17 protein-coding genes are annotated in these 26,353 nt (G+C 44.7%); 6 read left to right on the top strand and 11 right to left on the bottom strand.

Annotated elements, in window-relative coordinates:
• Window positions 1-10: 10 nt before the first annotated feature.
• Window positions 11-1,708, bottom strand: a complete 1,698-nt coding sequence (locus PBT90_RS02575) for a RagB/SusD family nutrient uptake outer membrane protein (protein WP_270131415.1) — start codon at window positions 1,706-1,708, stop codon at window positions 11-13.
• An 11-nt stretch (window positions 1,709-1,719) separates the two neighbouring features.
• Window positions 1,720-4,818, bottom strand: a complete 3,099-nt coding sequence (locus PBT90_RS02570; protein ID WP_270131413.1) for a SusC/RagA family TonB-linked outer membrane protein — start codon at window positions 4,816-4,818, stop codon at window positions 1,720-1,722.
• A gap of 197 nt (window positions 4,819-5,015) precedes the next feature.
• Here PBT90_RS02570 and PBT90_RS02565 point away from each other — a divergent pair, with 197 nt between their 5' ends.
• Together PBT90_RS02565 and PBT90_RS20430 are read left to right on the top strand one after the other, a co-directional pair.
• Entirely contained in the window at window positions 5,016-9,110 is a 4,095-nt protein-coding gene (locus PBT90_RS02565; RefSeq protein ID WP_270131411.1) for a two-component regulator propeller domain-containing protein, read from the top strand.
• A gap of 255 nt (window positions 9,111-9,365) precedes the next feature.
• The gene (locus tag PBT90_RS20430; protein ID WP_396127658.1) at window positions 9,366-10,070 is read left to right on the top strand and encodes a phosphatase PAP2 family protein; all 705 of its coding nucleotides are present in this window, start codon (window positions 9,366-9,368) and stop codon (window positions 10,068-10,070) included.
• On the opposite strand, the gene PBT90_RS02560 is transcribed toward PBT90_RS20430, so the two are convergent.
• Window positions 10,045-11,586, bottom strand: a complete 1,542-nt coding sequence (locus PBT90_RS02560) for an ArnT family glycosyltransferase (RefSeq protein ID WP_270131403.1) — start codon at window positions 11,584-11,586, stop codon at window positions 10,045-10,047. The two genes, PBT90_RS20430 and PBT90_RS02560, sit on opposite strands and share 26 nt — an antisense overlap.
• A 674-nt stretch (window positions 11,587-12,260) precedes the next feature.
• Here PBT90_RS02560 and PBT90_RS02555 point away from each other — a divergent pair.
• From PBT90_RS02555 to PBT90_RS02545, 3 genes are all read left to right on the top strand, one after another.
• Window positions 12,261-15,431 carry a TonB-dependent receptor gene (locus PBT90_RS02555; protein ID WP_270131401.1) on the top strand — a complete coding sequence of 1,057 codons (3,171 nt, stop codon included), beginning with the start codon at window positions 12,261-12,263 and terminating at the stop codon, window positions 15,429-15,431.
• Window positions 15,432-15,493: 62 nt separating this feature from the next.
• Complete coding sequence (locus PBT90_RS02550; RefSeq protein ID WP_270131399.1) at window positions 15,494-16,852, top strand: alkaline phosphatase family protein; 1,359 nt, start codon at window positions 15,494-15,496, stop codon at window positions 16,850-16,852.
• Window positions 16,853-17,037: 185 nt separating this feature from the next.
• Window positions 17,038-17,664 carry a Crp/Fnr family transcriptional regulator gene (locus PBT90_RS02545; protein ID WP_270131397.1) on the top strand — a complete coding sequence of 209 codons (627 nt, stop codon included), beginning with the start codon at window positions 17,038-17,040 and terminating at the stop codon, window positions 17,662-17,664.
• A gap of 188 nt (window positions 17,665-17,852) precedes the next feature.
• On the opposite strand, the gene PBT90_RS02540 is transcribed toward PBT90_RS02545, so the two are convergent.
• From PBT90_RS02540 to PBT90_RS02505, 8 genes are all read right to left on the bottom strand, one after another.
• Window positions 17,853-18,101 carry a hypothetical protein gene (locus tag PBT90_RS02540; protein ID WP_264808772.1) on the bottom strand — a complete coding sequence of 83 codons (249 nt, stop codon included), beginning with the start codon at window positions 18,099-18,101 and terminating at the stop codon, window positions 17,853-17,855.
• A gap of 122 nt (window positions 18,102-18,223) precedes the next feature.
• Complete coding sequence (locus PBT90_RS02535) at window positions 18,224-18,388, bottom strand: hypothetical protein (RefSeq protein WP_270131395.1); 165 nt, start codon at window positions 18,386-18,388, stop codon at window positions 18,224-18,226.
• Between the two features lie 20 nt (window positions 18,389-18,408).
• Window positions 18,409-18,837, bottom strand: a complete 429-nt coding sequence (locus PBT90_RS02530; protein WP_264808769.1) for a hypothetical protein — start codon at window positions 18,835-18,837, stop codon at window positions 18,409-18,411.
• A gap of 1 nt (window position 18,838) precedes the next feature.
• Window positions 18,839-19,585 carry a hypothetical protein gene (locus PBT90_RS02525; RefSeq protein ID WP_270131392.1) on the bottom strand — a complete coding sequence of 249 codons (747 nt, stop codon included), beginning with the start codon at window positions 19,583-19,585 and terminating at the stop codon, window positions 18,839-18,841.
• 2,132 nt (window positions 19,586-21,717) lie between these two features.
• Complete coding sequence (locus PBT90_RS02520; protein ID WP_270131390.1) at window positions 21,718-22,365, bottom strand: DUF6266 family protein; 648 nt, start codon at window positions 22,363-22,365, stop codon at window positions 21,718-21,720.
• Between the two features lie 423 nt (window positions 22,366-22,788).
• On the bottom strand, window positions 22,789-22,986 hold the full coding sequence (locus tag PBT90_RS02515) for a hypothetical protein (RefSeq protein WP_264808766.1): 198 nt from the start codon (window positions 22,984-22,986) through the stop codon (window positions 22,789-22,791).
• A 16-nt stretch (window positions 22,987-23,002) separates the two neighbouring features.
• Window positions 23,003-23,899 (bottom strand): terpene synthase family protein, encoded by an 897-nt coding sequence (locus tag PBT90_RS02510; RefSeq protein WP_270131388.1) that lies wholly within the window; start codon window positions 23,897-23,899, stop codon window positions 23,003-23,005.
• Complete coding sequence (locus tag PBT90_RS02505) at window positions 23,883-24,467, bottom strand: cyclic nucleotide-binding domain-containing protein (protein WP_264808764.1); 585 nt, start codon at window positions 24,465-24,467, stop codon at window positions 23,883-23,885. Before PBT90_RS02505 ends, PBT90_RS02510 begins: the two co-directional genes overlap by 17 nt.
• Before the next feature lie 370 nt (window positions 24,468-24,837).
• Here PBT90_RS02505 and PBT90_RS02500 point away from each other — a divergent pair, with 370 nt between their 5' ends.
• On the top strand, window positions 24,838-25,233 hold the full coding sequence (locus tag PBT90_RS02500) for a MauE/DoxX family redox-associated membrane protein (protein WP_264808762.1): 396 nt from the start codon (window positions 24,838-24,840) through the stop codon (window positions 25,231-25,233).
• Window positions 25,234-26,353: the final 1,120 nt, after the last annotated feature.

The following is a 26,353-nucleotide window of genomic DNA, read 5'->3' as shown; positions in this document are numbered from 1 at the left end:
TCTTTCTATATTAATAACCAGGATTCTGTTCCAGTTGATTGTTTGAGGCCAAAATTTCTGACCTCGGAATAGGCAACCAGTAATTTTGTGTTTCAAATTTCTTCCCAGTCAGGGAAATCTTCCTGTTGTAGGTCAAGCTACCATCTGCTTCTTTTACAATCTCCATCCCATAAGCAGGTGTATTTTCCACTTCATCTGCGGTCATCCACCTTCTTACATCATAGTATCTATGTTCCTCGAAGGCTAGTTCGATTCTTCGCTCATGGTGGATTCTTTCGCGCATTTCATCCTGACTCAAACCAGCAGGCAAGGCAGGCATTTCTACACCTGATCTACTTCTAATCGAATTGATTGCATCATATACACTGGCATCCGGGCCTACGGCTTCGTTCTGTGCTTCTGCATAGTTGAGCAGGATTTCAGCATATCTGAAATAAATCCAGTTTTGCGTACCTGCCACTTCCCAAGGATTTTGAATCGGAAGCTCTTCATTTATGAATTTTCTTAAGTAATACCCAGTCTTGCTGGTATTCCAGTTGGAAGGGCCACCTTGACTATCGCGTCCATTAGGCAGGAATGTCTCTACCTCCCTGTTTCTATATGGGGCTCCGTTGTAGAGAATAGTCTCATAAAATCTCGGGTCACGGTTATCATAAGGAGCAGCTGCATGGGTCTCATCTTCCCAATCAAATGGAGTCCCGTCCATCATCTCATAATCGTCAACTAGATTCTGAAGTGGAACATTCCCTCCCCAACCATCATAGCCATTTGGACCATTGGCAATTTCCAAGGCAGTATGTCTTGAATTGATATTGTAATACCTGGCGAAAATGATTTCCGAATTGCTTTGCGGAGTCAAGAACAACTCTCCATAGCCTTGCTGATAAAGAGAATACTGACCCAGATCAATCACAGCCTGGGCAGCCTGAGCAGCCTCTTGCCATTTCTGTGCATTACTACCTCCATCGTTGTACAGAGGACTTGCAGCATAAAGTAACAAGCGTGACTTCAGCGCCAGTGCAGCTCCTTTGGTCGCACGTCCTTCCAGCCAAGCCCCACTGTTGGTCTGTGGTAAAACTGCTGCTGCGGCATCCAGTTCCTGAATTACATAAGCAATGGCTTCTTCTTTGGGTGCGCGCTCATAGAAGGATGGGTCTGTGAAATCATCCCCCAGCTGGGCTACATTGTCTCCCATCAATACCACATCCCCATAATTTTTGATCAGATCAAAGTAGCGGAATGCACGGATAAATTTGAGTTCTGCGATCAGCAAATCCTTTCCAGACTGGCTCATTTCCAGTTCGCCGATATTTGCCAAAGCATAGTTTACCTCACGAATACTTCTGTACGACCTTCCCCAGAAAGTCCCTGCTATCCCCGTATTTTGCGGTGAAAGCTGGCCTTGCTGTATGAACCAGGTATTGTCATCGTTATTGTAAATGGACTCATCTGTAAGCGAGCTCCACATGGCGTATTCAAATCCACGCCCAAAGCCCGGAACGTTACCGTCCCCCTCTTTATTGGTCAATCTTACCCCTAGGTATCGATTGATCACATAAGCTTCAAAAAGCGTGGAATCGGAAAGAATTGATGCATCCGAAACTCTGTCTGTGGGAACCACATCAAGAAAATCCTCATTACATCCTCCCAGCAACAGGCCACTCAGCGCTATTCCCAGGAATGGTTTAAATATATTTTTAGTAGTCATTTTGGTCGGATTTAGAATTGAATGTTTACACCAAGGTTGATGATCTTCTGCTGCGGGTAGAACTGTCCGCTTTCACTAGAACCTTCCGGGTCATAATCTTTCACTCCGGTAAGTGTAAATAGGTTGAATGCATTGGCATAAATCTTCAAGCTGCTGATTGAGAGCTTATCCAACACCGGCTGAGGCACATTGTAACCAATCTGTACATTCTTCAATCGGGCAAAGGAAGCATCGTTCAACCAGAAGTTATTTCTATACAAACCACCACTTACTGCGGAAGAAGCACGCTCGCTTACTCTTGGGAAAGTTCCCTCTGGATTGGTAGGAGAATAGCGGTTGTCCGCCCAGCTGCTGTAGAAATTACCCACAGTACCAGACTCCGGCAATACGTATTGGTTCACCTGCGTCTGTCCAGAAATCACCGCTGAGAAATCCCAGTTTTTCCAGGCTGCATTCAAAGTCATTCCAAACGTAATCTGAGGAATATTACCATACTTCGTCCGGGTCATGTCATCAGCATTGATCTCTCCGTCTCCGTTGAAATCTTCATAAATCAAGTCTCCTACTATTGCACCGGGTACATGTGGCGTACTGTCCAATTCTTCCTGGCTTCTGAAAATACCGATTGCATTGTAGAGCAGGTAAGTGTTCATTGGATTGCCTGTCTGACGCTGATAGTCTAGAACCCCAGCCGCCTCATCGATGTAAACAATTTCATTTTTGGCATAGGTAAAGTTTCCTGCTACGCCAAAGCTGAAGTTACCTTCGTGACGATAGCCTACCGTGGACTCAAAACCATGGCTTTTCACTTCGCCTATATTCTCGGCAGGCACCAGGGACTGACCGTCATAGGGATTTACAATTCCTGAAGTACCCGGAATGGAGGCGTTTCGGATGGTCAAAATTTTACTTCTGTCCTGCTGGAAATAAATGAACTCAGTAGTGAATTTCTGAAGCCAGATGGCGTTAAAGCCCACATCTGTTTTGGTTGCAACTTCCCAGGTAATATTCGGATTGGCCAATCTAGTGAGATCGATGCCCGTGTTTACCTCATCACCAAGGATATAGCGGTTATTGAAAGAATAGTTGTCAAAATACTGGAACTGTCCCACATTATCATTTCCAAGTTTACCGTAAGAAGCTCTGAATTTCAGGTCATCAAAGAAGCCTAACTTCTCTCTGAACCAATCTTCTTCAGAAATCCTATAACCTACAGAAAGAGAAGGGAAAAATCCATATCGGCTATCCGCCGGGAAATTGGACGAGCCGTCCACTCTCATCTGGAGCTCAGCCAGGTACTTTTCATTGTAGTTGTAGGCAATTCTACTCAGGTAACTTTTCCTGGTGTAGTTGTAGCTACTTCCCCAGTTGTCGTAATCGGAGGCAGCTGCTCCACCTTGAGACAATTCAGGAGTTTCTGCCGTAGGGAAATGAAGTCTGGAAGCTCCCAGCGTATGCGATCTATTTTCACTCTGCTCATAGCCTGCAAAAGCATCTATAAAATGGTCTCCAAAATAATGCTTGAAGTTCAAACGGATATTGGATACGATCATGGATTGAGAATAGTGGGTCTCAGAAAGCGAAGGCTCCTGATCCGGTCCTCCTCCTACTACCACAGGATTGTAAGCACCTGAGGTGCGGTCATAATTGTACAAAGTGTAGGGAGTACTAAAGTTTCTGGATCTGTCAGAGCTTTCATCCACTGAGAAGAATCCTTCTGCAGAAAGTCCATCCAGGAAGCCAAACTCATATTTACCTCTTAGGATACCGTTAAAGATATAGCGGGGATTCTGGTTCAAACCACCTTGCTCTGTGGCCATCACCACTGGATTTGAATTTTCGATTCCTGAAGACGGAAGGCCATTAGGATACACTGCCGCTACTGTAGGATAAGCTCTGTAGATCGAACGGAATATATTTCCGGCACTTGAAGTTGGGTATTGTCTATCTTCTTTCCTGCCGGAAAGGGATAGTCCCACAGTCAGTTTATCAGTGATATCAGCGTCCACATTGGAGCGGAAGCTGTATTGATCGTAGCGAGTAGCGCCATCTTTATACAATCCATCCTGACCTGTTTTTCCTAATGACAAGAAATAGGTCACATTGTCTGATCCCCCTCTGATGCTCAGGTCATGTTGGCTTTGCAAAGCAAAATTCTCCAAAGCTGCAGCCGCCCAATCCGTGTTCGGATAGTTGAGGGGATCGGAACCGTCTCTGAACATCCCCAGCTCATCCTCAGAATAAACCTGATTCAATCCACCCTGCGGATTATTGTAATAAGCAATTTCATTTCTAATCTGACCATAAGTACCCGCATCAGCCATCTCCGGTAATCTTGTCGGGGAGGAAAAACCTTGATTAAAGCTGTAGGAAATCACCGGTTTACCAGATTTACCACGCTTGGTGGTCACTAGAATCACACCGTTAGCAGCTCTGGAACCATAGATCGCTGCAGAAGCATCCTTTAAAACTGAAATACTTTCTATGTCATTTGGATTGAGTCGCTCCAACCCTCCAATCTGACCTGGGACACCATCTACTACAACAAGCACGTCATTGTTTCCTGTAGTAGCCAAGCCCCGGATACTGATACTGGATCCATCGTATCCAGGTTCGCCTCCTCTGTTGTTGGCGATGATCCCTGAGAATCTACCAGAAAGTGAATTAGAAATATTGGGTTGTGGACTGTTTTTCAAATCCCTGCCTTCCACTTGGGATACAGATCCTGTGAGGGTGGCTTTCTTTTGCTCACCATATCCTACAACCACTACTTCATTGAGTGATTGCTCGTCAGGGACCAGTTGCACAGTGATTCTACTTTCCCCGCTTTGGATAACACGCTCCTGAGTTACATACCCAATAAAAGATATACTTAAAGTAGCATTTTCAGTTGGGGCAAATGACAAGGTAAAATTGCCATCCAAATCCGTGACAGCACCTGTAGTAGTACCTTTTAATAAAACGGAAGCTCCTGGGAGTCCCGTGCCGGTTTCATCCAGAATTTGGCCTGAGATTTTTTCCTGACCAAATACATTGGGCACAGTGCACATCATTGCAAGTAACAATGACATACAATACAGCCATGCCCTGGCTGGTAATTGTGTTAGCATGTTTTTTAGGTTTATTTGTTAATTAATTAAAGCCGAAGGCAAGAAGAAAAACTCCTGAGTCTTCAAAACAATGTTCTGGAAAATCCGAAAGAGATAGGGGACACAAATCAGCAAATAAGGGGGTATAAATTGATCAAATGCCTATTCCCGGGATTAAAACTGGTTTTATTCAGGACTTTTATATTGATTGTGCACAGATGAAGCCTACTATTATAACCTTGCTATTACTTTGCTTTTGCCGGATCGGCAGTGGTCAAAATTTTGATTCTAGCTCAATTTTCACCAGACAGGATCAACTGACGTTTTACCTTCTTGACGTGCAAAACGGCTTGTCCAATAATTACATCAATCAAATTGAACAGGACTCCCTGGGATTCATCTGGATCGCAACCATAGACGGACTCAATCGATACGATGGGCATGGCTTCCAGATTTATAGAAAAAGCAACAGGAATCCAGCCGGAGGCCCCATGGCAAACTACATAGAGCAGTTGATAATAGATCAGAACCAGCACCTACTACTAGCCACCAATAAAGGATTAAGTACCTATGACCCAAAATCTGATTCTTTCATTCATTCAGACTTATTCAGAGGGTTAAATCCAAACTCAATCAGCAATATCATCGACGGACCCCAGGGTCATAAAATCATTACCAGCTTCGAAGGAGACATAAAGGTGCTGGATGCCGACAGCGTAATCGCCTCATTTACTCATCAACTTTCAGGTTCAAATGCCCTTTCATCCACACGCATTTCAGCGCTAGCTATGCAGGGAGATTCCATCCTTTGGGTAGGGCATTTTGACCGAGGACTGGACAAAATAGATTTGCGACTAAACAAACTAACGGCTCTGGAGGATTCAGCCTCCTCCTTTCCTGCAAACATCAATTCGCTTTTCACCGATGATTTAGGCAATCTGTGGGTAGGTTCAAATACTGGAATTCGCGTGATCACTACCCAAGGAGATACGCTCAAGCTACAGGCTTCCGAGCAGCCCAAGCTAGGCTTGAGTGATGGAAATGTACTTTGCTTTGAAAAAGGGCCTTTTGGAAATCTCTGGATCGGCACCAGAAATGGTGGATTGAATATCCTGAATTCAGCCCGGTTTTTGAAAGATCAAACGATCGAACTGAAATGGTTTAAGCCCGAACAAGATGGAAGTAGTGTATTCAACCGGACTGTCTCCAGCCTGAAGCTTAGCAAGGATGGATACATGTGGATTGGAACCAGTACGGGAATAAATTTTGTAAATCCTCAGGGCGAACCTGTACAACTTATCCAACGCCACCTTTCCAAAACAGAAACGATTTCCCACGATAGAATCGGATCGCTCGCAGAGGGAAACAACGGCAAAATCTGGATCGGTACAGACGGCGGAGGTTTGGATTACTTTGACCCACGAACCGAGCGAATCAGCCATTATGCGCATAATCCCGAAGATCCCAACAGCCTCTCCAATAATTACATAATTTCCCTTTTGGAAGACAGTAAAGACCGACTTTGGGTAGGGACTTACCAGGGTGGGTTGAATTTATTGGATACGGAAACAGGCAAATCCAAGCATTACCTCCAGGGAAGCCAAGAAAACGGACATGATGTGCGTAAAATCTTTGAAGGAAAAAATGGACAGATATGGGTGGGTACGAACAGAGGTGGACTGTATCGCTACCATCCACCCATCGACGATTTTGATTACGTCAGACAGCTGGGAAAAATAGACATCCGTGACATAGCCGAAGATAACCTGGGAAATCTCTGGCTGGCTACCTTCGGTGACGGGATTATCCGGTACAACTATCTAACAGGAGAACAAGAGCTCTTCAATGAAAACACCATCCCAGGTTTTCCTGTCGAAGTAGTGTTTGCCATAGAAGTGCTGGAAAATGGCGAGGTAATCGCCGGCAGTCGCTATGAGGGACTGATCCGATTAAACCCAGAAACCAAAGCATTCACTCTTTTTACCGATGAAAGCGGGCTCAGCAACAATTCCATCAACAGCATGGCCAAAGGTAAAGACGGAAAAATCTGGCTTGGCACCTATAGAGGCATCAGTTTTTTCGATCCAAAGACCAATGAGGTGGGCAATCTCAACTCGATCAATAACATCCAACTTGCAGAATTCAACATCGGAGCAGCGCTGGTCACCCAATCTGGCGAAGTGTACATGGGTGGAAATAAGGGCATCAATGCCTTCAATCCTAAAACCCTGGACAGTCAAGCCAATAACTACCCCTTGATTTTCACAGACCTTCGATTGATGAATAAAAAAGCATCTGTAATAAATGATGCAGATGGCTTCAGGCTCTCTCAGGCACTTCCTTACCTGCCTGAGCTCGACTTAGCCCACGATCAATCTTTGATATCTGTAGATTTTGTAGCCTTAAAACTTCCCATAGGAAAAGATGTAAACTACGCTTATAAATTGGAGCCATTCCATAGTCAATGGATAGAAACCAATCAAACGGGAACTGCTAATCTCAGTAACATTCCGCCGGGGGAATATACACTCATGGCCCGAGCAAGTTCTGGTACCAAAACCATAGCAGAAAATGAAATAGCAATCACAATCCATCCTCCATTTTGGAAAACCTGGCCAGCATATCTACTATATCTTATTTTATTGCTGACCTTGGTGGTGACGGGAATGCGCTACTATGCCGAACGGTTGAAGTTGAAAAACTCGCTTCTATTTGAAAAAAAACAAAGGCATCTGGAACATGAGCTCAACGAAGAACGCGTACAGTTTTTCACCGGATTTTCCCATGAGCTTAAAACTCCCCTAACGCTGATCATCGCTCCTGTGGAAGATTTATTACTTGAAACTAAAAATGCAAAGCATCTCAAAGTCCTGAAGCTAATCCAGAAAAATGCCACCTACCTGCATGAAATGATTTCCAAACTTCTTGAGTTCAGAAATGCAGAACTCAATGTCAACGAGCTGAATATAAAATCCCAGCCAATCGTGAAACCTGTCAAACAATGGATAGAGCAGTATCAGCCACTAGCCCGTCACAAAGGCATCAGGCTCAAGAGCGAATTACCTCAACCTGATTTTATAGCAGCAGTTGATATCCAAAAGCTTCATATCATTTTCAACAACCTGCTTTCCAACGCCTTAAAGTACTGCCGGACAAATAATCAGATAACCGTGCTAGTCAAAGAACTAAGCGGAGAGTTTGAGCTCTGTATCTGCGATAATGGACCTGGAATTCCCTACGAGCATCAGCAACACGTGTTTAACTGGTACTACCAAAGCGGTGTAAATACTGAGGAAAAAGGTACAGGAATTGGTTTGGCGCTCACCAAAAGACTTGTTGAAGACCATCAAGGTTCTATAGAACTTCAAAGTCAGCCAGGAAAAGGATGTTGCTTTACGATCAGAATTCCCGTGAAAGCGCCTGAAAATCAGCAGAGCTCACTTCATGTCGAGCCTACTAGTGAATGGCTTCCGGATCCACAGCCTGCTAAGTTGCATGCAAACATCAGTTTCGATCTGGAGGGAAACCGTGAGGTGGTATTGGTCATAGATGACAATCCGCAAATTCTGGAGTATATGGAAACACTACTTGCAGATGATTATGATCTGATTTTTGCAGAGAACGGAAATCAAGGCTTGGAAAAAGCAAAGCAGTATATTCCTGATCTGATCATTTCGGACATCATGATGCCAGAAAAAAACGGCATTGACCTCTGCGGAGTCCTAAAGGAAAATCCGGGAACCACCCATATTCCTGTGATCTTGCTTTCTGCCAAAAGCAATACCGAGAGCATCACTTCTGGATATGGAAAGGGCGCAGATGATTATATTACCAAGCCATTTGAAGGTAAAATTCTAAAATCCAGAATCAGAAACCTTCTAAACGCAAAAATCCGCCTTCGCACCTATTTTCTGGAAAAAAACACCCAGCAAGAGGAGCTTTCACCCTCTGAAAAGAGTGCTGTTGGTAGGGAAAAGTCCTTTTTGAGAGAATTGGAAACACATATTCTAAGCGGAATAGCAGAGCAAGTCACTGATGTGGACACGATCTCTCAGGCTATGGGGATGAGCAGAACTTCTCTCTTCAGAAAACTTAAAGCACTCACTGGCCAGAACATCAACCAGTACACCCGCTCGGTCAAATTAAAGAAGGCTGCTGCCCTCATCAAAGAAGAAAAACTTGGTGTAGCTCAGGCAGCTTACGAAGTCGGTTTTACCAGCGTGAAATATTTCAGAAAGCTTTTCAAGGAGCAATTCGGACATCTGCCGTCAGAAATCCATGAAACTGAAATGTACGAGAAAAAGAAAGAATAGTGGTAATCAGAATTCGAGCATGACTACAAAGTCACACACTGGCATGATTATCAACCATGCGAGATTCCATCTGACCTTATAAAAACAAATTATAAACAGATGAAAAACCTGTTAAGTCTGAATTTCTGAGGAGTAAAGAAAAATTTCAACAGACCAGAAACTTTAATTTCTGCCTAACATTCAACCCCAAAACATAAAAATCAATTGATATGCTGTAATTCCTAAGGAAATAGAGGGATTCTATCTTGCCTTACGATGAAAAGGAAAAAAAATAGGATTTGTCAAGCACAAAGAATTCTGGTTTACAGCCTGATCCCTATTTCTTTGCTTGTTTCGCTTATACCCAAAGGAAACCTGGAACTATGGACCAACCAGTTCCACCATCCCGTTCTTGATTTTTTCTTTCTATACTGGACTAATCTAGGCGATGGAATCTTGTTTTTATGGCTGATTCCCATCTTAACCTTGAAGCGATTGTCCTATGGAATCTTTATGTGCATCAGCGCACTCCTGCAAGGGATAGTTATAAGTATTTGTAAACAGGGACTATTCAAAGGCATGCCAAGGCCAATTGAATACCTCCAAGGAATAGACTTTTACCAGGTTCCTGGGTTAAACCTACACCATTGGAACTCTTTTCCTTCAGGACATACAGCCACTGCTATGGGGATTGCAGCGGGGTTAATGATCATTTATTACAAAGACCGCAGGCTCAAACATGCATTTTTGCTCACCGGACTTCTGGTTGCATTCAGTAGAGTTTATTTGATGCAACACTTTTATATTGATATTTTAGTTGGATCTCTGGTTGGAATAAGTTGTACCTGGGTAGCGAGAGAACTTACACTAAGGTATTTTTCTAAAAAAATCTTCCGGAAATCCCTATTCAAAACAAAGCCCTCCAAAACCCGGACACGAAAAATCAAACAACAAATTACGGCAAAACGGGCATCTGCCTGATCAGGACAGTTTCCTTGTTTTCAAAAGTATCCTTCGCCCTGAAAATCTCCTGATAAGGAACAGGAAATGATTCTAAATGCTTCGCATCCGTGATGATGATAGCGTCTCTATTTTCATCTGGAACCCAGGCGGGGATTGTTTTCTGCAGATGAAAAGGAAAGGCGGGATTGAAACTTTTCCAGTAAACCACCTCTTCGGTTTTTTCCAAAAAAGGCATGGAGAGAACGACTGGATTCTGTTGGTCTAGCAATGGAAGTACTTGGGAAATCAGCATCACCTTAAACAACCCGAAGCCTACCCCTAAAAAAAGGAAACTAAACCCAGGCTTTTGACGCCAAAGAAATGCCCCTAAAACAAAAACCAAAAGTAGAGCAAAATGGGACACCGAAAGTTCCTCTCCCAAATAGACCAACTGTAAATCACTGGTAAAAAAGATCACAAAGGGAAAAGCCACCAGTATAATCCCTATGAGTAGATTGGTTAGGAAAATTCCCTTAAGCCTGTTGATTCCTTTAATCTGCCATCCAAACAGCACTGCCATAAATGGAAATGCAGGTGCTATATAACCTGGCAGTTTGGTGCTGGATATAGAGAAAAAGCATACGGTGATTCCTATATAAATAAGGGAAATCAACAGCAGTGGTCGAGATCTCAAATTCCGAAAGCGATTTTTCCAAGGCAGAAACAACAGCAGGGAGGCAGGAAAAAAACCCGCAAGTGCGAACAAAAAAGGCAAATAAAAAGGCCCTCCATGTCCCTCCATAGGTTGGGAAAATCTGGAAATATTATGTTTAAAAACAAACTGACTGAGCCACTCACCCCCATAATGATAGTACACCAAAAAATACCAGGGCAAGGCAATCCCACAGAATATCAAAACCGACATAGGATCCAGCATCCTTTTCCAAAGGGATTGTGGGGATTTGCGCTGCAAAAGTAGGTACCCCAGACCTGTCCCTGCTACTAACACCAATGCTACAGGCCCTTTACTTAGAAAAGCCAATGCCAGAAAAACAGATGCCAGACGCAGGTGCTTTTTGGGATGTTGCTCGTCATGGAAAAAAGCCTCCAGTTTCAAAATACAAGCGGTAAGAAATAAAATCAAAAAAGGATCCGGAACAGCCAGTCTAAACTGAATGCCCCATTGCAAAGAGGCAATCAAGCCCACATAAGCCCAACCCGCTTCCTTTTCCCCAAATCGCTCCCGAACTCGGAAGAAAATCAAAAGGCCACAGACCCACCCTGCCAATGCAGGAAAAAACCGGGCAGCAAAAGCATTCACCCCCAATACCTTGTAAGCAATGCCAAAGAAAAAATAGTGCAAAGGTGGCTTATCGTATCGTGGTTCCCCATTGAAGGTAGGAAAAAACCAGGAAGCATTTTCCCACATTTCTCTGGCTGCCTCAGCATTTTTGGCTTCATCCAGAATGTAAATACTAAAGGAATCCAAGCCCCAAAAGGCAGTGAATAGGCCAAAGGCCAAGAGAAACCAGGATTCAAGTTTGAGGGATTTCATTAGCTCGAATGTAAATCCATCCATCAAAGTATCGGCTAAGGGAATGTTAACCTTCTGTTAGGTTAAAAGATGGCTCTCATTTTAATTAGAGTGGCTACATGTCAGAAATAAAATTTCCTTTCGACTAAAGACTCTACCAATCCTAAAAATCTCAACTAACATCTCTAGTCTTTAATTCATTTTTATTAGCCTTGGAATATATTATCCTTCTTTTTTTCTGCCCTTCCTGTGGAAGACGGGCAAAAGTAAACCAAAACCGCATATACTCACTCCATGGCACCCCAGTCCAAGTCAATCGACCAAGGTGATAAACTGATTTTAGGGGAATATAATGTTATGCAAGCCTGACATCTGATTCTCCTCAGGTATCGGGGACAGGTCATCAAAAATGTGAGCCTAATAAGGGAATCCACGCTGAGCAGGCCAAAGTACGGATGCACGGCGCAACCCTGGGTAAAAGAATCAATGTTTAGTCCCAGCACTGGCTAGAGCCAGAATTCACAGGCCATATGACCTTGATGCTATTCACTTATCCAGTTTACCAAAACTTCATATTTACCTCATGTTACCCATTTTATCATTTTGTTAACCCCCTTTTGAATGTTAAAAATTAACATTCCCGGCGGGGCAGTTGAATCTAGTTTTGGGCAAAAATCAACCCTAAACTATTCAATATGAATTCAAAAACTTTTACCCACTTAAAGGCTGGATTCTGGTTATTCCTCTTGCTGCTCGGAGTAAGCATAGAGTCCTATTCCCAGGCTACCAATGCTTCGATTTCCGGAAAGGTGTCAGACCAAAGCGGAGAACCCCTGATCGGTGCTGCTATTCTGGTTAAAAATGAATTAACAGGCTTTACCGCATCTGCTGTAACGAATTTGACGGGGAATTACATTATTAACCAGCTTCCGCTAGCCAATGACTACACGGTGACCTGTACTTATTTAGGCTATGGCACCAAGACCTTTACTGGTTACGCAGTGAATCAAGGTGAACGCATCAAGCTGGATATACAACTGGATGAAAACACCCAGACCTTAAGTGAGGTCAGTGTTGTCGCCAATTCTCTAAACAACAGTATAGATAGATTTGGGAGTTCAACCGCCGTAACTGCCAAAGACATGGAAACTCTACCTGTAAACGGTAGGAATTTCAACTCACTGGTTGATCTTTCACCGGTATCCAGAGGCAGTAATTTACTAGGCCAATTGTACTCGTCCACCAACTACACCATAGACGGTATGACCAACAGAAGTCCCCTATCGAGTGGATCTACCAACAGGGGCCCATTCTCTATATCCATGGAAGCCATCCGGGAATTTGAGGTGGTAACCAATGATTATGATGTAACCAATGGCCGAAGTGGAGGAGGTATAATAAGTGCTGTGACAAAAACCGGCACCAACACCCTGCATGGATCAGCCTTCCTTTACAACAGAGCTGACTGGCTGGCCAGTAAATATGATACCAGGGGCAATGAGAGAGAAGATGAGTTTTCAATCCAGCAATATGGCTTTACTCTAGGAGGACCTTTTATTAAAGATAAGTTGCATTTCTTCTTAGCCTATGATGGACAGCGGGATGCAAGACCACTTTATATCGCAGATATCAGAACCCCTGAAGATGAAAACCGGTACAATTTATCCCAAGCATCTTTGGACCGCTACCTAGAAATCGCCAGAGAAGAATATGGGGTTGCCGAATCCCCACAAACAGGAAGCTTTGAAAAAAAGAGATATTCTCACACTGCTTTTGCAAGAATAGATTATCAAATCAACCAGGCCAACCTGCTCAGCATTCGAAATAATTTTTCCCGAGACCTTAATAGCCAAGGTGTTTCAGACAATAGTTCCATCAACCTTTATGAGGTCTATGGAGATCACTTATCCACCGCTAATAGCTTGATGGCCTCTTTAAGAACAGAAATCAATAATAACTTGACCAACGAGCTCAAGCTCCAATACCTCTATACTTTGGATGATGGCAGACCCAATGAACAATTGCCCAGCTCCAATATCCCAAGAGCTATAGTACAAAGAGTAGAATCCGAAGTAGATGGAAGGAATGTCAACACCACTATTCAACTCGGTGGACAAAGATACCTGCCTGAGCGTTTTGAATCTAACGTATACCAATTGGTGAATAACCTCTACTTAACTAAAGGCAGAACCAATTACACCTTTGGAGCTGACCTACTTCTAAACAACCTTACCTCCTTGGCCACCAGTGAATTCAACGGCAGGTTCTATTTTACAGGATTGGACAATTTTGAGAACCTTCAGCCTTACCGATATGCAAGAGAGGTGGCCACAGAGGATCCTACTGTAGAGCAGAGTATTTTTGGAGGTGGTATTTATGCCCAAGCAGCTACAGACTTCGGGCAGGGAATGGAACTAGTGTTAGGCTTACGCGGGGATTATACTACATACAAAAACAGTCCCTCCTTCAACCAGACTGTATATGATGAATTAGGCCTGCGCACAGACGTGAAAACCGGTGGTTTTCAGATTCAGCCTCGATTCCAGTTCACTTGGGATATCAATGAAAAACAACAGGATATTCTAAGAGTAGGTGCTGGTATCTTTGGCTCTGCGCTCAACAACTATTCTGATGTCAACAACCTTCAATTTGACGGTACCAAGATATTCGCTGTAGATATCACAGGAGATCTGGTACCTACACCAAATTTTGAATCCTACAGAAACGATCCGAGCACTGCACCTGGAGTAGACCTTTTGAACCAACCTGGCATCTCGCCGGTGACCACTATCAATATGAACAGTGAGGATCTCAAAGTACCTACGGTGTATAAGGCAAACCTGATGTACAATAGAATCATCAATAACAAGTTGCGACTGGGAGTGAACTTCATTGCTTCGCTAGCAAGAAATAACTACATGTATGTGGACAGAAATATGGTGGATCAACCTTATTTCCAGCTTACTGAGGAAGGGAATAGAGGTGTTTATGTTCCCGCTGAGACCATCAGCACATCAAATGGTAATGCAGATTGGACCCAAGGTAGAAAAACCAATGAAATAGGCAGAGTATTGGAACTGAACAGTGAAGGACGCAACAACACCTTTACCATAGTACTTGATGGAACCTACCAATATTACAAAGACGGTCAGATCTCTGCCAGCTATACCTGGAATGACAGTAAGGACAATACCTCCTACAATGGAAACGTAGCAAACAGTGCTACCTTATTCCAAATGGTGGTAGATGATCCTAGAGATTTATCAGCAATGAGCTACTCTAATGGTCAGTACAGAAGTAAGGTAGTAGTATATGGCACCTTGCCTTCCTGGAAGGGATTTACTGTTGGAGTTAGGTATTCAGGAATAGGTGGGACACGGTATTCCCTGCGTGTAAACGGAAATGTGAATGGTGATTTTGTGAGTTCAAATGACTTAGCCTTTGTATTTGACCCGGAGACTCCAGGACTTTCTGAAACCATAATCGAAGGAATGAATGCTGTTTTGTCCAACCCAGATAACCTCGCTCAGGATTACATCCGAGAAAGTCTGGGTAAGGTGGCCGTGAGAAATGGTGGAGAGAACGGATACTTTGGCAACTGGGATCTAAGAGCAGCAAAGAAAATCTACTTCACAGGTCAAAGAAAATCTGGAATAGAACTAGGCCTGGACATTTTCAACGTAGCCAATCTCCTGAATAAAGAATGGGGAACCACCAAGAACCTAGGCAATCAAAACCTATTGACCATCCGAAGCTTTGATCCGGTCAAGAAAGCCTATGAGTATGAAGTGAATCCAAATGTAGGTGTGACCACACCAGGAGGAACTCCTTTCCAACTCCAGCTTTCTGGCAAAATTTTCTTCTAATCTTTTCTCATAATCCACCCTCAGTTTGATTGAGGGTGGATTCCTATAAATTCATTACTAATATGTTCTCCAAAATTTATCATAAAACACTAATAGCATTCTCGCTGGGTTTATCTATTTCGAGCTTAGCAAGGGCTCAGGAAAGCAGCCCAGCCGAGCATGTGATTTTGATTTCCATTGATGGCTTCAGACCCAATTTCTATCTGGAGGAAAAATGGCCAGCACCTAATCTACAAACTATGGCGAGGGAAGGTGCTCGCTCTCTTGGGGTCACGGGAGTATTCCCTTCCGTCACCTACCCCTCACATACTACAGTAATCACAGGCCACCTTCCTGCCCAACATGGAATCTACTACAATGCGCCATTTGAACCGAATGGTCAAACCGGCCGCTGGTATTGGGAGTCAGAATTGATCCAGGTACCTACACTTTGGGACGCTGTAAAAGCAGATGGCATGACCAGTGCCAGTTTTCTATGGCCGGTTTCGGTAAATGCCCCCATTGATTACAACCTACCCGAATTTTGGAGTCTGGAAGGTTATGGAAGAATAGAGCCCATGCGAGAAATGGAAACCCCTAAGGGACTATTAGCAGAAATGGAATTAAATGTATTGGGTAAGCTAAACGAAAAAACCTTTAATGGTGATTACCTGAACAGGGAGGACCGTATAGGTGAAATGGCAGGATATGTACTGGAAACATATCGCCCCAACTTGATTACTCTGCACTTGATCGCTACTGACCATTTTCAACATGAAGAAGGAAGAGATGGACCTATGGTTTACAAATCCATCGCCGCTACAGACCGGGCCATAGGTAAAATCATGGAAGCTGCTGAGCGCGCAGGGATTCTGGACAAAACTGCATTTATAATTACCGGGGATCACGGGTTTGTCAATATACACAGTTCCATTAGTCCAAATATCTGGCTGGTGGAAGCAGGCCTGATGGAAAATAAATCAGACCGGGGCGACTGGAAGGCTGCATTTCATACGAGTGGAGCCTCTGCATTCCTTCACCTGAAGGATCCCAATGATGAAGAGACCCTAGCTCAGGTTAAGCAATTGTTAAACGAGCTACCTAAAAACATCAAAAAGCTATTTAGAGTAGTTAAGCGGGAAGAACTGGACCTGATAGGAGCCGATCCAAATGCAGTTCTTGCCCTGGCGCCTATTCAGGGCATTTCATTCTCCGGATCTACTAGTGGCAGTGTATTAAAAGCCGCTAGAGGGGGGACTCACGGGTATTTCCCTGATTTTGACGAGATAGAAACGGGCTTTATAGCCTGGGGCGCAGGAATCAAAGAAAATGTAGAAATACAAGAAATGGGACTGGTAGATGTGGCTCCTGTAGTCAAGTACCTACTCAATCTTTCCATAGAACTGCCGGAAAGCACCTTTTACCCAGGCATTAAAAAGTAACAGCAAGCCATGAATATGGTGTGCCCCCATATCCATGCTTCTTCCCATTCATTTTCAGGAGAGTTAGTTTTATTTACTCTCCTGAAAATGCTTTGGGGGTAATCTTCGAATAATCAATACTTAAACCACGCATAACCTAAGCATGGATTCTATAGGGTAAATTTGGTGAGCAATCAACCAAAATAATGGCAACCCCCGTACGTCCAAATAACGAATCCTACAGCAGTTTCAGATTCTATGATAAGCTTTCCCTTACTCATGGTGATCAAATGTCTGGAATGGTCAAGGAATGTGTGATAAAAAAAAACGAGTATATCTACGACCCTAGCTCTGAGCATCTTTATATCTATGAGATTCTAGAAGGAGCCATCAAACTGGGCAGCTATACAGAAGATGGAGAGGAGTTCACCTTTGATGTGCTGTTGAAAGGTGATTTCTTCGGAGATCTGCGATACCTGAACAATCAATTTTTTGAATTTTCTAAATCGCTAATCGACACCAAGCTGAGGGTGTATAGTCGGGATTTTTTCAAGAAAATGGTGATTCAATCTCCTGAAACATCAGAATGGTTCATCTCCTATCTGGTCAAAAGGTGGTGTAGCGCAGAGAAAAAGCTTAAAAAAATACATGAAAAGAAAGCGCTAGAAAAGCTGACATTCATAGACTCCTTCTTTGATCTTCAGGTACATGACCATAAGGGCAAATCCTACATCTTGCTGGATTTACTTACTCAAAAGGACCTGGGAGATCTGATTGGGGTTTCCAGACAGACCATAGCCAGCACGGCAAGATTCCGGTCATTAGCAGTGTAAAAGCTCTTCTAACCAATACCAACCCTCTTTACTAAAAGAGCAACAATAGGTTAATAAGGAGCAAAAGTCCAGCATACACTTTTTTGACTGGTCATTCCCTCCAAGAATCCAGAAACCTTCGGGGAGGTTCCGCTCTTGCCTGCGACAGATCGGAACCACACCCCAAAGGTTAATGAAGGTTCAATTGATTACTTCACCGATGCCATCAGCTTCTCTTCCAAGCCCTCATCCACGGTGAGCTGGGAGATGCTGACCAGCACTGTGCCGGCAGTAATCGCATAGCCTGCATATTCCAGCAGAAGTTCAGGCACCATTCCCGGTGCTGTAAGCACGGCCGTTCCTACGGCAGCTATCAGCAAACCTGCCTTTTTAAGCATTTGGAAAAAAGGAGGTGTGGGCGCAGAGGCCCTTTGTTTTATTTCTGATAGTATATTCATTGTTGAAATGTTAAGTGTTAAATGTTAAGTGTTCTGGAAACCTATACTTCGACTTCGCTCAGTACAAGTGTCAGGGGTCGACGGTCCACGGTCGACTGTCCACGGTTGACAGATCACTGATTCTAAACCGGGGGGCTACGGGTACGCTGCAGTACATTCTTCAGCAGTGCCTGCTCAGCTTCCAGGCGGATAAAGAGCTCCTTCAGCTTGGCCAGTTCCCCGCTCAACTGACGGGTATCTTCGATCAGCAGCTTCAGGAAATAGGCGATCACCGATAGCAGCATCATGGTCACCGCCCCCGCCAGACTCAAGAGTAGCTCTGCTCCAGACATGATTCCAGTAGGTAAGGAACTCCTTCGGATATAATCTGCAGCTCTACCACTTCTCCCCGCTCCCATTCCCGCTCCAGCCTTTCCAGAAGTTTCAGAAATGCCAGTTTGGTAAACAAAGGGGTACCGTCAGCCCGGTAGCAGGTCAGGGGATAGATACAGTTGGAAACCATAGGCTCCTCCCAGGGATAAGCGGAAATCTTCCCTTTATCCGCAACTCCTATCTCCCAGCCTTTCTCCTCTGAGTGGATGGGCTCCAGTTCATAGACCCCTTCCTCCACACAGAGAGTGCCCGTACCAAAGCAAGCCTTGGGAGGCTCCCGGGTAAAGCAGAGCTGCTGCTCTCCCAGGAATAATCTCCCAAGGGTAATCCCTGCCCGGTACTTTCTATGCAGTACCAGTCGCATCTTAGGCCTGTTCTACGCCCACGATCTTGGCGGCATTGTGCGCTCCGTTGTTAATGGAGTACTCGCTACCGTTCACCATCTGCACAAACTCCACACTCAATACAAACACAAAGTGGGTTCCACTCAATTGGGTTTTGTCCACTGTCAGTGTTTGGGGAAGAACAGGTGCCAGAATAGAAATTGACCCTGTACCTGAACTGACTACAGTACGGCTGCCCAAATCAAAATCCACTCCCACTCCTGTGGCTGTGATCTTGTAATGGCTTGCACCACTTGGGATCGCAATCATATCCTGTGCATTAAATGCCGGAAGTGAAACCTCCCAAGCTGCCGCAGTATCATTGAGACCAAGCTCAAAGAAAAGAGTGCTCCCCAAGGATGAGGAAGCATTCATCTCCATGTCCTTGATCAGATTCCAATCCCCGTCTTTTACCCTTCTCTCTCCTCTGACATTGAGCAGGTCTGATTTGAGCACCTGCATCATGGATTGGGTGATTCTAAGGTTGAGCCGCTTGTCTCCGATCTGAGAGATCACCGGCCTCAGCGCATCCCTTAGCAATTTGGAGGAGGTGGCATTGTCGGTGAATTCCCGGATGTTCTCCCGGGTTCTTGCAAAGCGGGGATCATTCATGATCCTGGACTTTTCCACTCCGCCCTTTTCCCGTGCGAGATAGCCATCTTTGGTCTTGTAAAAAGACAATCTTCCTACTGGACCTTTTAGTGTAATTATTCCTGTTTGTTTTGCCATATGTATATGGGTTTTAGGTTAAACATGCAGGAAAATTCCACTCTACTAGACTGGTTATCAATCGAATGTGCGTTATGTTCGCAGGCTTCGGAATAGTTTATTTTGTGCCTGGGATTGGCAGACATGGAAGTCAAAAGGCTAAAGTTTGAAATCTAAAAACTGAACCTCATACGCTTGGCCAGAATGAGACACCTCCGCAAATGGAAGAGTTGAGAGTTTAAAATGAAAAGTTTAAAGTTGCCGTTTTCGGTATTTTGACATTAGGTATTCAATATTTTGGAGGTCGGGAAGTCGGGAGGTCGGGAAGTTGGGTGTTTGGTGTTGGGGACCGTCACTGCGAGGTGAGGTACAAGCCGCGGCAGTCTCAGACTTAGTGGGAGAAGGTCAAAGCTGAAAGCTGAAAGTAGGTAGAGTCAGAAAGTTAGGTGTCCGGTGACCGGTGACTGTTGCTGGGTATCGGAAGTCGGAAGGTTAACTGTACCGAGATCGCGTTACAGGGTCATTTCGACGAGCAAACCTGAATGTGATACTATTCGAAAATGCTGATGCGAGGAGAAATCTCCCCCAATGTTACTGTTAGGAATTACGATTGAGATTTCTCAGTCGCATAATCAGAATTAGCTTCTTTCATCAATTTAGGAGCTCCTTCGAAATGACCGTGGTTACTAAAATCACGTTCCCCTTTCCTTCCGAACGGCATACCTGTTTACCAAAGGGTAGGAAGCCTGTCACGCTGAGCGGAGTCGAAGCGTATTAGTCCTTATTCGCTAGGGTGGCAGAGATGGAAGTCTGGAAGCATGCTGAAGGCATGCAATAGTAATAGCCCAGGGTAAGGAGGCACGACGCAACCCTGGGTAAAAAAGTAATGGCATTTCACCAGCGCTGGCACACCATCCCCATTCAGAGACGGGAAGTAATTGCCAGCAAGATTACCGAAAAGCCAGATTGGACAACTATTTTTATTCAATCGACAACTTCCCTAGTTACCATAATGGCTTATGCGAAAGTTGTTTTCTCTCGATACTTTTGAGACCAAAAGTATCCAAAAGTCTTGTCAAAATAATGCTTCAGCCGCACTAGGCCAACAGTCTCCCGATACACTTCGTTATCGGGACAGGCTGGCCCGCTATTTTGACTTCCCCCCGCGCAGTCCAAGTAACGACTAGATTTTAATAATCAGCCCCATAGGGGCGGTTCATATTATTGCCTAGGGTTTCAACCCTGGGATTAAGGATTTAATGGTTAACCAGCGCTGGCCCGTGATCCTGATTCGGAGTCGGAGACGTGATGCCAGCAAGATGGAAGAGTTGAGAGTTTAAAATGAAAAGTTTAAAGTTGCCGTTTTCGGTATTTTGACATTCGGTATTCAATATTTTGGAGGTCGGGAAGTCGGGAGGTCGGGAAGTTGGGTGTTTGGTGTTGGTGACCGTCACTGCGAGGTGAGGTACGAGCCGCGGCAGTCTCAGACTTAGTGGGAGAAGGTCAAAGCTGAAAGTAGGTAGAGTCAGAAAGTTAGGTGTCCGGTGACCGGTGACCGTTGCTGGGTATCGGTAGTCGGAAGGTTAACTGTACCGAGATCGCGTTACAGGGTCATTTCGACGAGCAAACGTGTATGTTTTACTACTCGAAAATGCTGATGCGAGGAGAAATCTCCCCCAATGTTACTGTTAAGAATTACGATTGAGATTTCTCAGTCGCATAATCAGAATTAGCTTCTTTCATCAATTTAGGAGCTCCTTCGAAATGACCGTGGTTACTAAAATCACGTTCCCCTTTCCTTCCGAACGGCATACCTGTTTACCAAAGGGTAGGAAGCCTGTCACGCTGAGCGGAGTCGAAGCGTATTAGTCCTTATTCGCTAGGGTGGCAGAGATGGAAGTCTGAAAGCAGGCTGAAGGCATGCAATAGTAATAGCCCAGAGTAAGGAGGCACGACGCAACCATGGGTTCAATATAGAACCATTCCCCCAGCGCTGGCTCGGGATTGTGATTCAAAGACGGAGGCGATTTGCCAGCAAGATGGAGATATGAAGACCTGTAGGGACGGTAATCTATCGGCAGTCTGAAGACTTCATTACCCAAGGTGACCAGACCAGCTCTATCTTTTGTCTTGATTCCAATCTTAATACTTTTCTATTCAATTTTCCCCAGACATACTGAATCTGAAAATTCGACTTTGCTGCCACGCTCGGAATAAAAAGAAAAGTAAACATACAGCCCAGAGGATCTATCTATGTTGCTCCAAGGCAACTCTATTTCCTGAAAGCCATCTTTGCGATAGCAAGCTCCCTGCTTACTGAATACCCGCTGCTTCCCGGTATCATATACCACCACAAAGGTTTGGTCAGAATCCCGGGCCGAACCATCCCAACTATTAGGTGTCCACTCAATGCTGAAACTTGAATCCTCAAAAACTCCCAGCACCCCATCCTTTACCCCAGTCAGATCTCCTGAGGAGACCAAGGCCTTCATAGGCTGTAGCAGGGGGATGCCGTCCTGAGGATAAATCCCGTTCTTGAGCATCAAACTCTTGGCCCGGTCAATGCCTCGCTTGGTCCCCTTTTTAAAGCTGGCAAACCCAATGGCCAGCTCTCTTTTCATAGGTGACAAAAACTCCTGCACCAAGGCAAAAGCCTGCTGATTATAACTCTGAAGCGCGGTAGTACCACTTCTATTGCCGGAATTGGACCTGACCAGGGTCTCTCCATTGACCTGATAAAAAACCAAATTCCCCACCTTTCCGGAGATTCCTCCCAATAAACCATCTGTGACTTTTCCCATGATTTTTAAAGATTTCTTGCAAACTGTTCGTATTTAAAGAGCTGGGATTCCCCAGGATGATCCCGGAAACACCAACTACGTATTTCACACTAGTATCCCTCTATGCATTTACCTTTCTCCTTCGATGAATTATCGAAGCTGCATCGGGGTAGCATCGAAGAAGCATCGGAGAAATCCCCCTTTTTCCAAAGATCCGAGCAGGGTTCTCCTTTACGTATTTTTACTTACTTTACAAGGATGAGCTGAGCAGTTTTGATTCCAAACCCGAATGATGAAGGCGGTTCAAGGAAGCCTCAACTTGAACCTCATAAGGATAGGCTTTTTTGGTATGGGACTCGAGCTGCTTGCCCACTGCAGCAAAGCGGCACTATAGTAAAACAAGCATTATGGCCTGGCTCAGCACTGCTCATGCCTTACTGGGCTTTAGAGCATGTACTTCCGGATGACCTCCTCTGGAATCCCCGAAAAAAGGGCAAAGTCGGATACGGTCACAAACTGATGGGGTTCTTTGTTGACATAAGCACGGGCTTTATGCATCATGATCTGGGCATATCGCTCACTTCTTCCCGTCAGGCAGACAATGTCTTTTGGATAGATTACAGCACGTTTATTAATCATCATACACCTCCTCAGATTTTTAGTGTGTAGCAGAATTACCGTTGATATAAACCTGATATCTGGAGGTCTCAGCCGTCCAGGCAGTACATCCCCCAGCCTGTAACAAAAGGCTGCGGGCCCATCTATCGCATTGCTCTGACTGGGAGCCGACCTGCTCGGCCAGCATCCAAATGCTTTTCCTAAGCCTTACAATTTCATTTTGTACCCAGCCAATCGCTATATCACCTATTTCCTCCCTGAGGATGAGTACTTCATTATGAAAGTCTCCGATTTTTAGCTCTTTGGTATGGGAAGCCAGATCATTGGAGAGGCAGATAAACCTGGCCAACTGGGATTCCAGTAGTTCACTAAAGCAATCAAGAAAAGTGTTGTCTGTCCTCAGAAAACCCATGGCCAGGTAGGCTCCGGAGGCTATGGGTCTATACCTTCTATACGCTTCCAAGACAGGAGGAACAGCTGATCTTTTACTCCTCAGTTCCCACTGCAAGGCCTCCAGATGATCTTGCCAGGTTTGCTCCCATTGCTTTCCTAGTCCCGACACTCCATTAGCTTGAACTATTTCCTGATTGAATTGCAGAAGGCTAGCGCCCAGCTTTTCCAATCTGGGGACGGGATGAGAAGCTTTTCCGGACCGGAGATGAATGAGGTAATGCTCCATATCTCTATCCAGGTATATATCCAGGAGATCATCCAACAGAAACAGGCACAAAAAGAACTTCATGATCAGCTCCAGTTTCAAGGGTAATTCCTCTGGGAAAAGATAGGCGGCAAACCAATTGATCTTTTGAGTTCTGCAACGTTCCAATTCGGCGGGGCTTTCAAACAGACCAGCAGCCCAGGCCCATCGGAGCACCTCCACGTCCAGGGCAATACAATGTCTGTTCATGGCTACTGGAAATTCAAAGACTGCCTTCATACTCATTCATGATTGGGTATTTATGTCGCTCTACGGTGCTGATACTGCAATTGAAAAAATCTGCCAAATCCTGATTTTTGAGGTGCTGACCTATCCCAGGATACTTCTTGAGCAGGAGCGGAAAACCATCCATAAACTTTCTGGTTTTGATAGCTTCCTGTTCTACATGCCGCTTATTAATGCGGTGGGCTACTTCCAATGCCAGGGAATAGAACTCCGGCTTTCTGGAAAGTATCTCTGTTTCCGCCTCTAGGGTAAACCCCAGAAACACGGTATCTGACAAAGCCCTGATCATGGTCTTGGAAGGAGCGTTGCTCCTGAATGACTGCTCATCAAATGCTGTATCCGACTTGCCAAAAATCCTGAACAACTGAAGCCCTTTTTTCCCTTCCTGAAAAAGTCCCAAGAAACCTTCACAGATATAGCGGCTTTTGACATCCACCGTATCCACCTTTTTGAGTATCTCGCCTCTGGATACCCTTCGCAATGTGAGTTTCTGAAATACTGCCTCATAGGCCTCATCAGAAAACTTCCTGATCCTGTTGTTATCAGCAATCAGCTGATTCATGTACTCACGCTTTTCCATATCTCTAGTAGTAAAATTGTACTAATTCAAAATGTAGGGTGAAAAGCTTTTCGAAAGAATCTTATGAAAAACCAACTAATTATTCAATGTTAATTTATTGTTAAGGCGGATTTGATCCAAATAAACAACTAAGAATCCCTGCTTTTTTTTATAAAAAACCCTCAAATGAAGGTTTTTCTTGATCTAGAAGGCCTTCTCCCTCATTTGAGGTAGCACTTTGATAATCAGACATCTAAATTTCTTTCAGCTATCAGCAGCATAAACTGCCTCGCCATACCCCTCTACCCGCAATCCTGCTAGAAAGGCTCCGGGGCAGAGGGAGACTATAACTGCTAACCAAAATATTTCGATTATGAACCGAATTCTCAGCATCCCACTAATCATCCTCTGGACCTATACCGGATTGGATAAACTGATCCGCTGGGATGCGAGTAGAAAGGCTTTCCATAACCAGACCTTCCCGGCAGAACTAGCGGAGGTACTGGCTTATACGGTACCGATCACTGAGTTGCTGATTGCCCTGCTCCTGCTCTTTTCAGTAACCCGATGGTGGGGATATCTGGGAAGTATAATACTACTGACGGTTTTCACCACTTATGTGGGGTTGATTTGGGTAGGAGCTTTTCCGAGGGTGCCCTGTAATTGTGCAGGGATCTTGGAGAATCTGGGATGGGCAGAGCATTTTGTGTTGAATATGATTTGTATTGGAATAGCGGTGGTAGCACTTCGATTGGAAAGGTTAAAGTGAAAAGTTTAAAGTGACGGTCGTATCATTTGAAAAAAGAATTAAAAATGAATAATTGAAAATGGCGACAGGCAATAGCCCCCGACCCCTAAAGGAAAAAGGGTATTTGGGGCGTTAGGATGAATGTCAAATGATAAAATTGGAGTCAGGTAGAAACTATCGAACGCAAAGTCCCATAGGGACGAAATCTGGGTAGCGGTGGGTTTTAACCCGCCGCAAAACGAGCATTAAAATCTTCCCCAGCGCTGGCCCGGGATTGTGATTCGGAGACGGGAAATAATTGCCAGCAAGATGGAAACGGGATTACAAACCCCGATCAACAAATTACCATCAGCGAAAACAATAGTGGTCTGTGGAGACACAGACCACGGTGCAGGGAAAAAGGGTATTTGGGGCGTTAGGATGAATGTCAAATGATAAAATTGGAGTCAGGTAGAAACTATCGAACGCAAAGTCCCATAGGGACGAAATCTGGGTAGCGGTGGGTTTTAACCCGCCGCAAAACGAGCATTAAAATCTTCCCCAGCGCTGGCCCGGGATTGTGAATCGGAGACGGAGGCGATTTGCCAGCAAGATGGAAACGGGATTACAAACCCCGATCAACAAATTACCATCAGCGAAAACAATAGTGGTCTGTGGAGACACAGACCACGGTGCGGGAGTCAAGGTAGAAACTATCGAACGCAAAGTCCCATAGGGACGAAATCTGGGTAGCGGCGGGTTTCAACCCGGCGCAAAACGGGCATTAAAATCCTCCCGAGCACTGGCCCGGGATTGTGATTCGGAGACGGGAAATAATTGCCAGCAAGATGGAAACGAAAAACGGATTGGAAATCATTGCTAGTAGTCTATGGAGACTCAGACCACGGAGCGGACATTGCAAATATCGAACAGCTTGATGTCTCAGCGTGCAGCTTCTGGAGAAGCAGCACAACCTAAAAAGTCTGGAAGCAGGCTGAAGGCATGCAATAGTAATAGCCCAGGGTAAGGAGGCACGACGCAACCCTGGGTAAAAAAGTAATGGCATTTCACCAGCGCTGGCCCGGGATTGTGATTCGGAGACGGGAAATAATTGCCAGCAAGATGGAAACGGGATTACAAACCCCGATCAACAAATTACCAT

It is taken from the genome of Algoriphagus sp. TR-M9 (genome assembly GCF_027594545.1).
GTDB lineage: Bacteria > Bacteroidota > Bacteroidia > Cytophagales > Cyclobacteriaceae > Algoriphagus > Algoriphagus halophytocola.
This window is presented reverse-complemented; position numbering and strand designations above follow the sequence as displayed.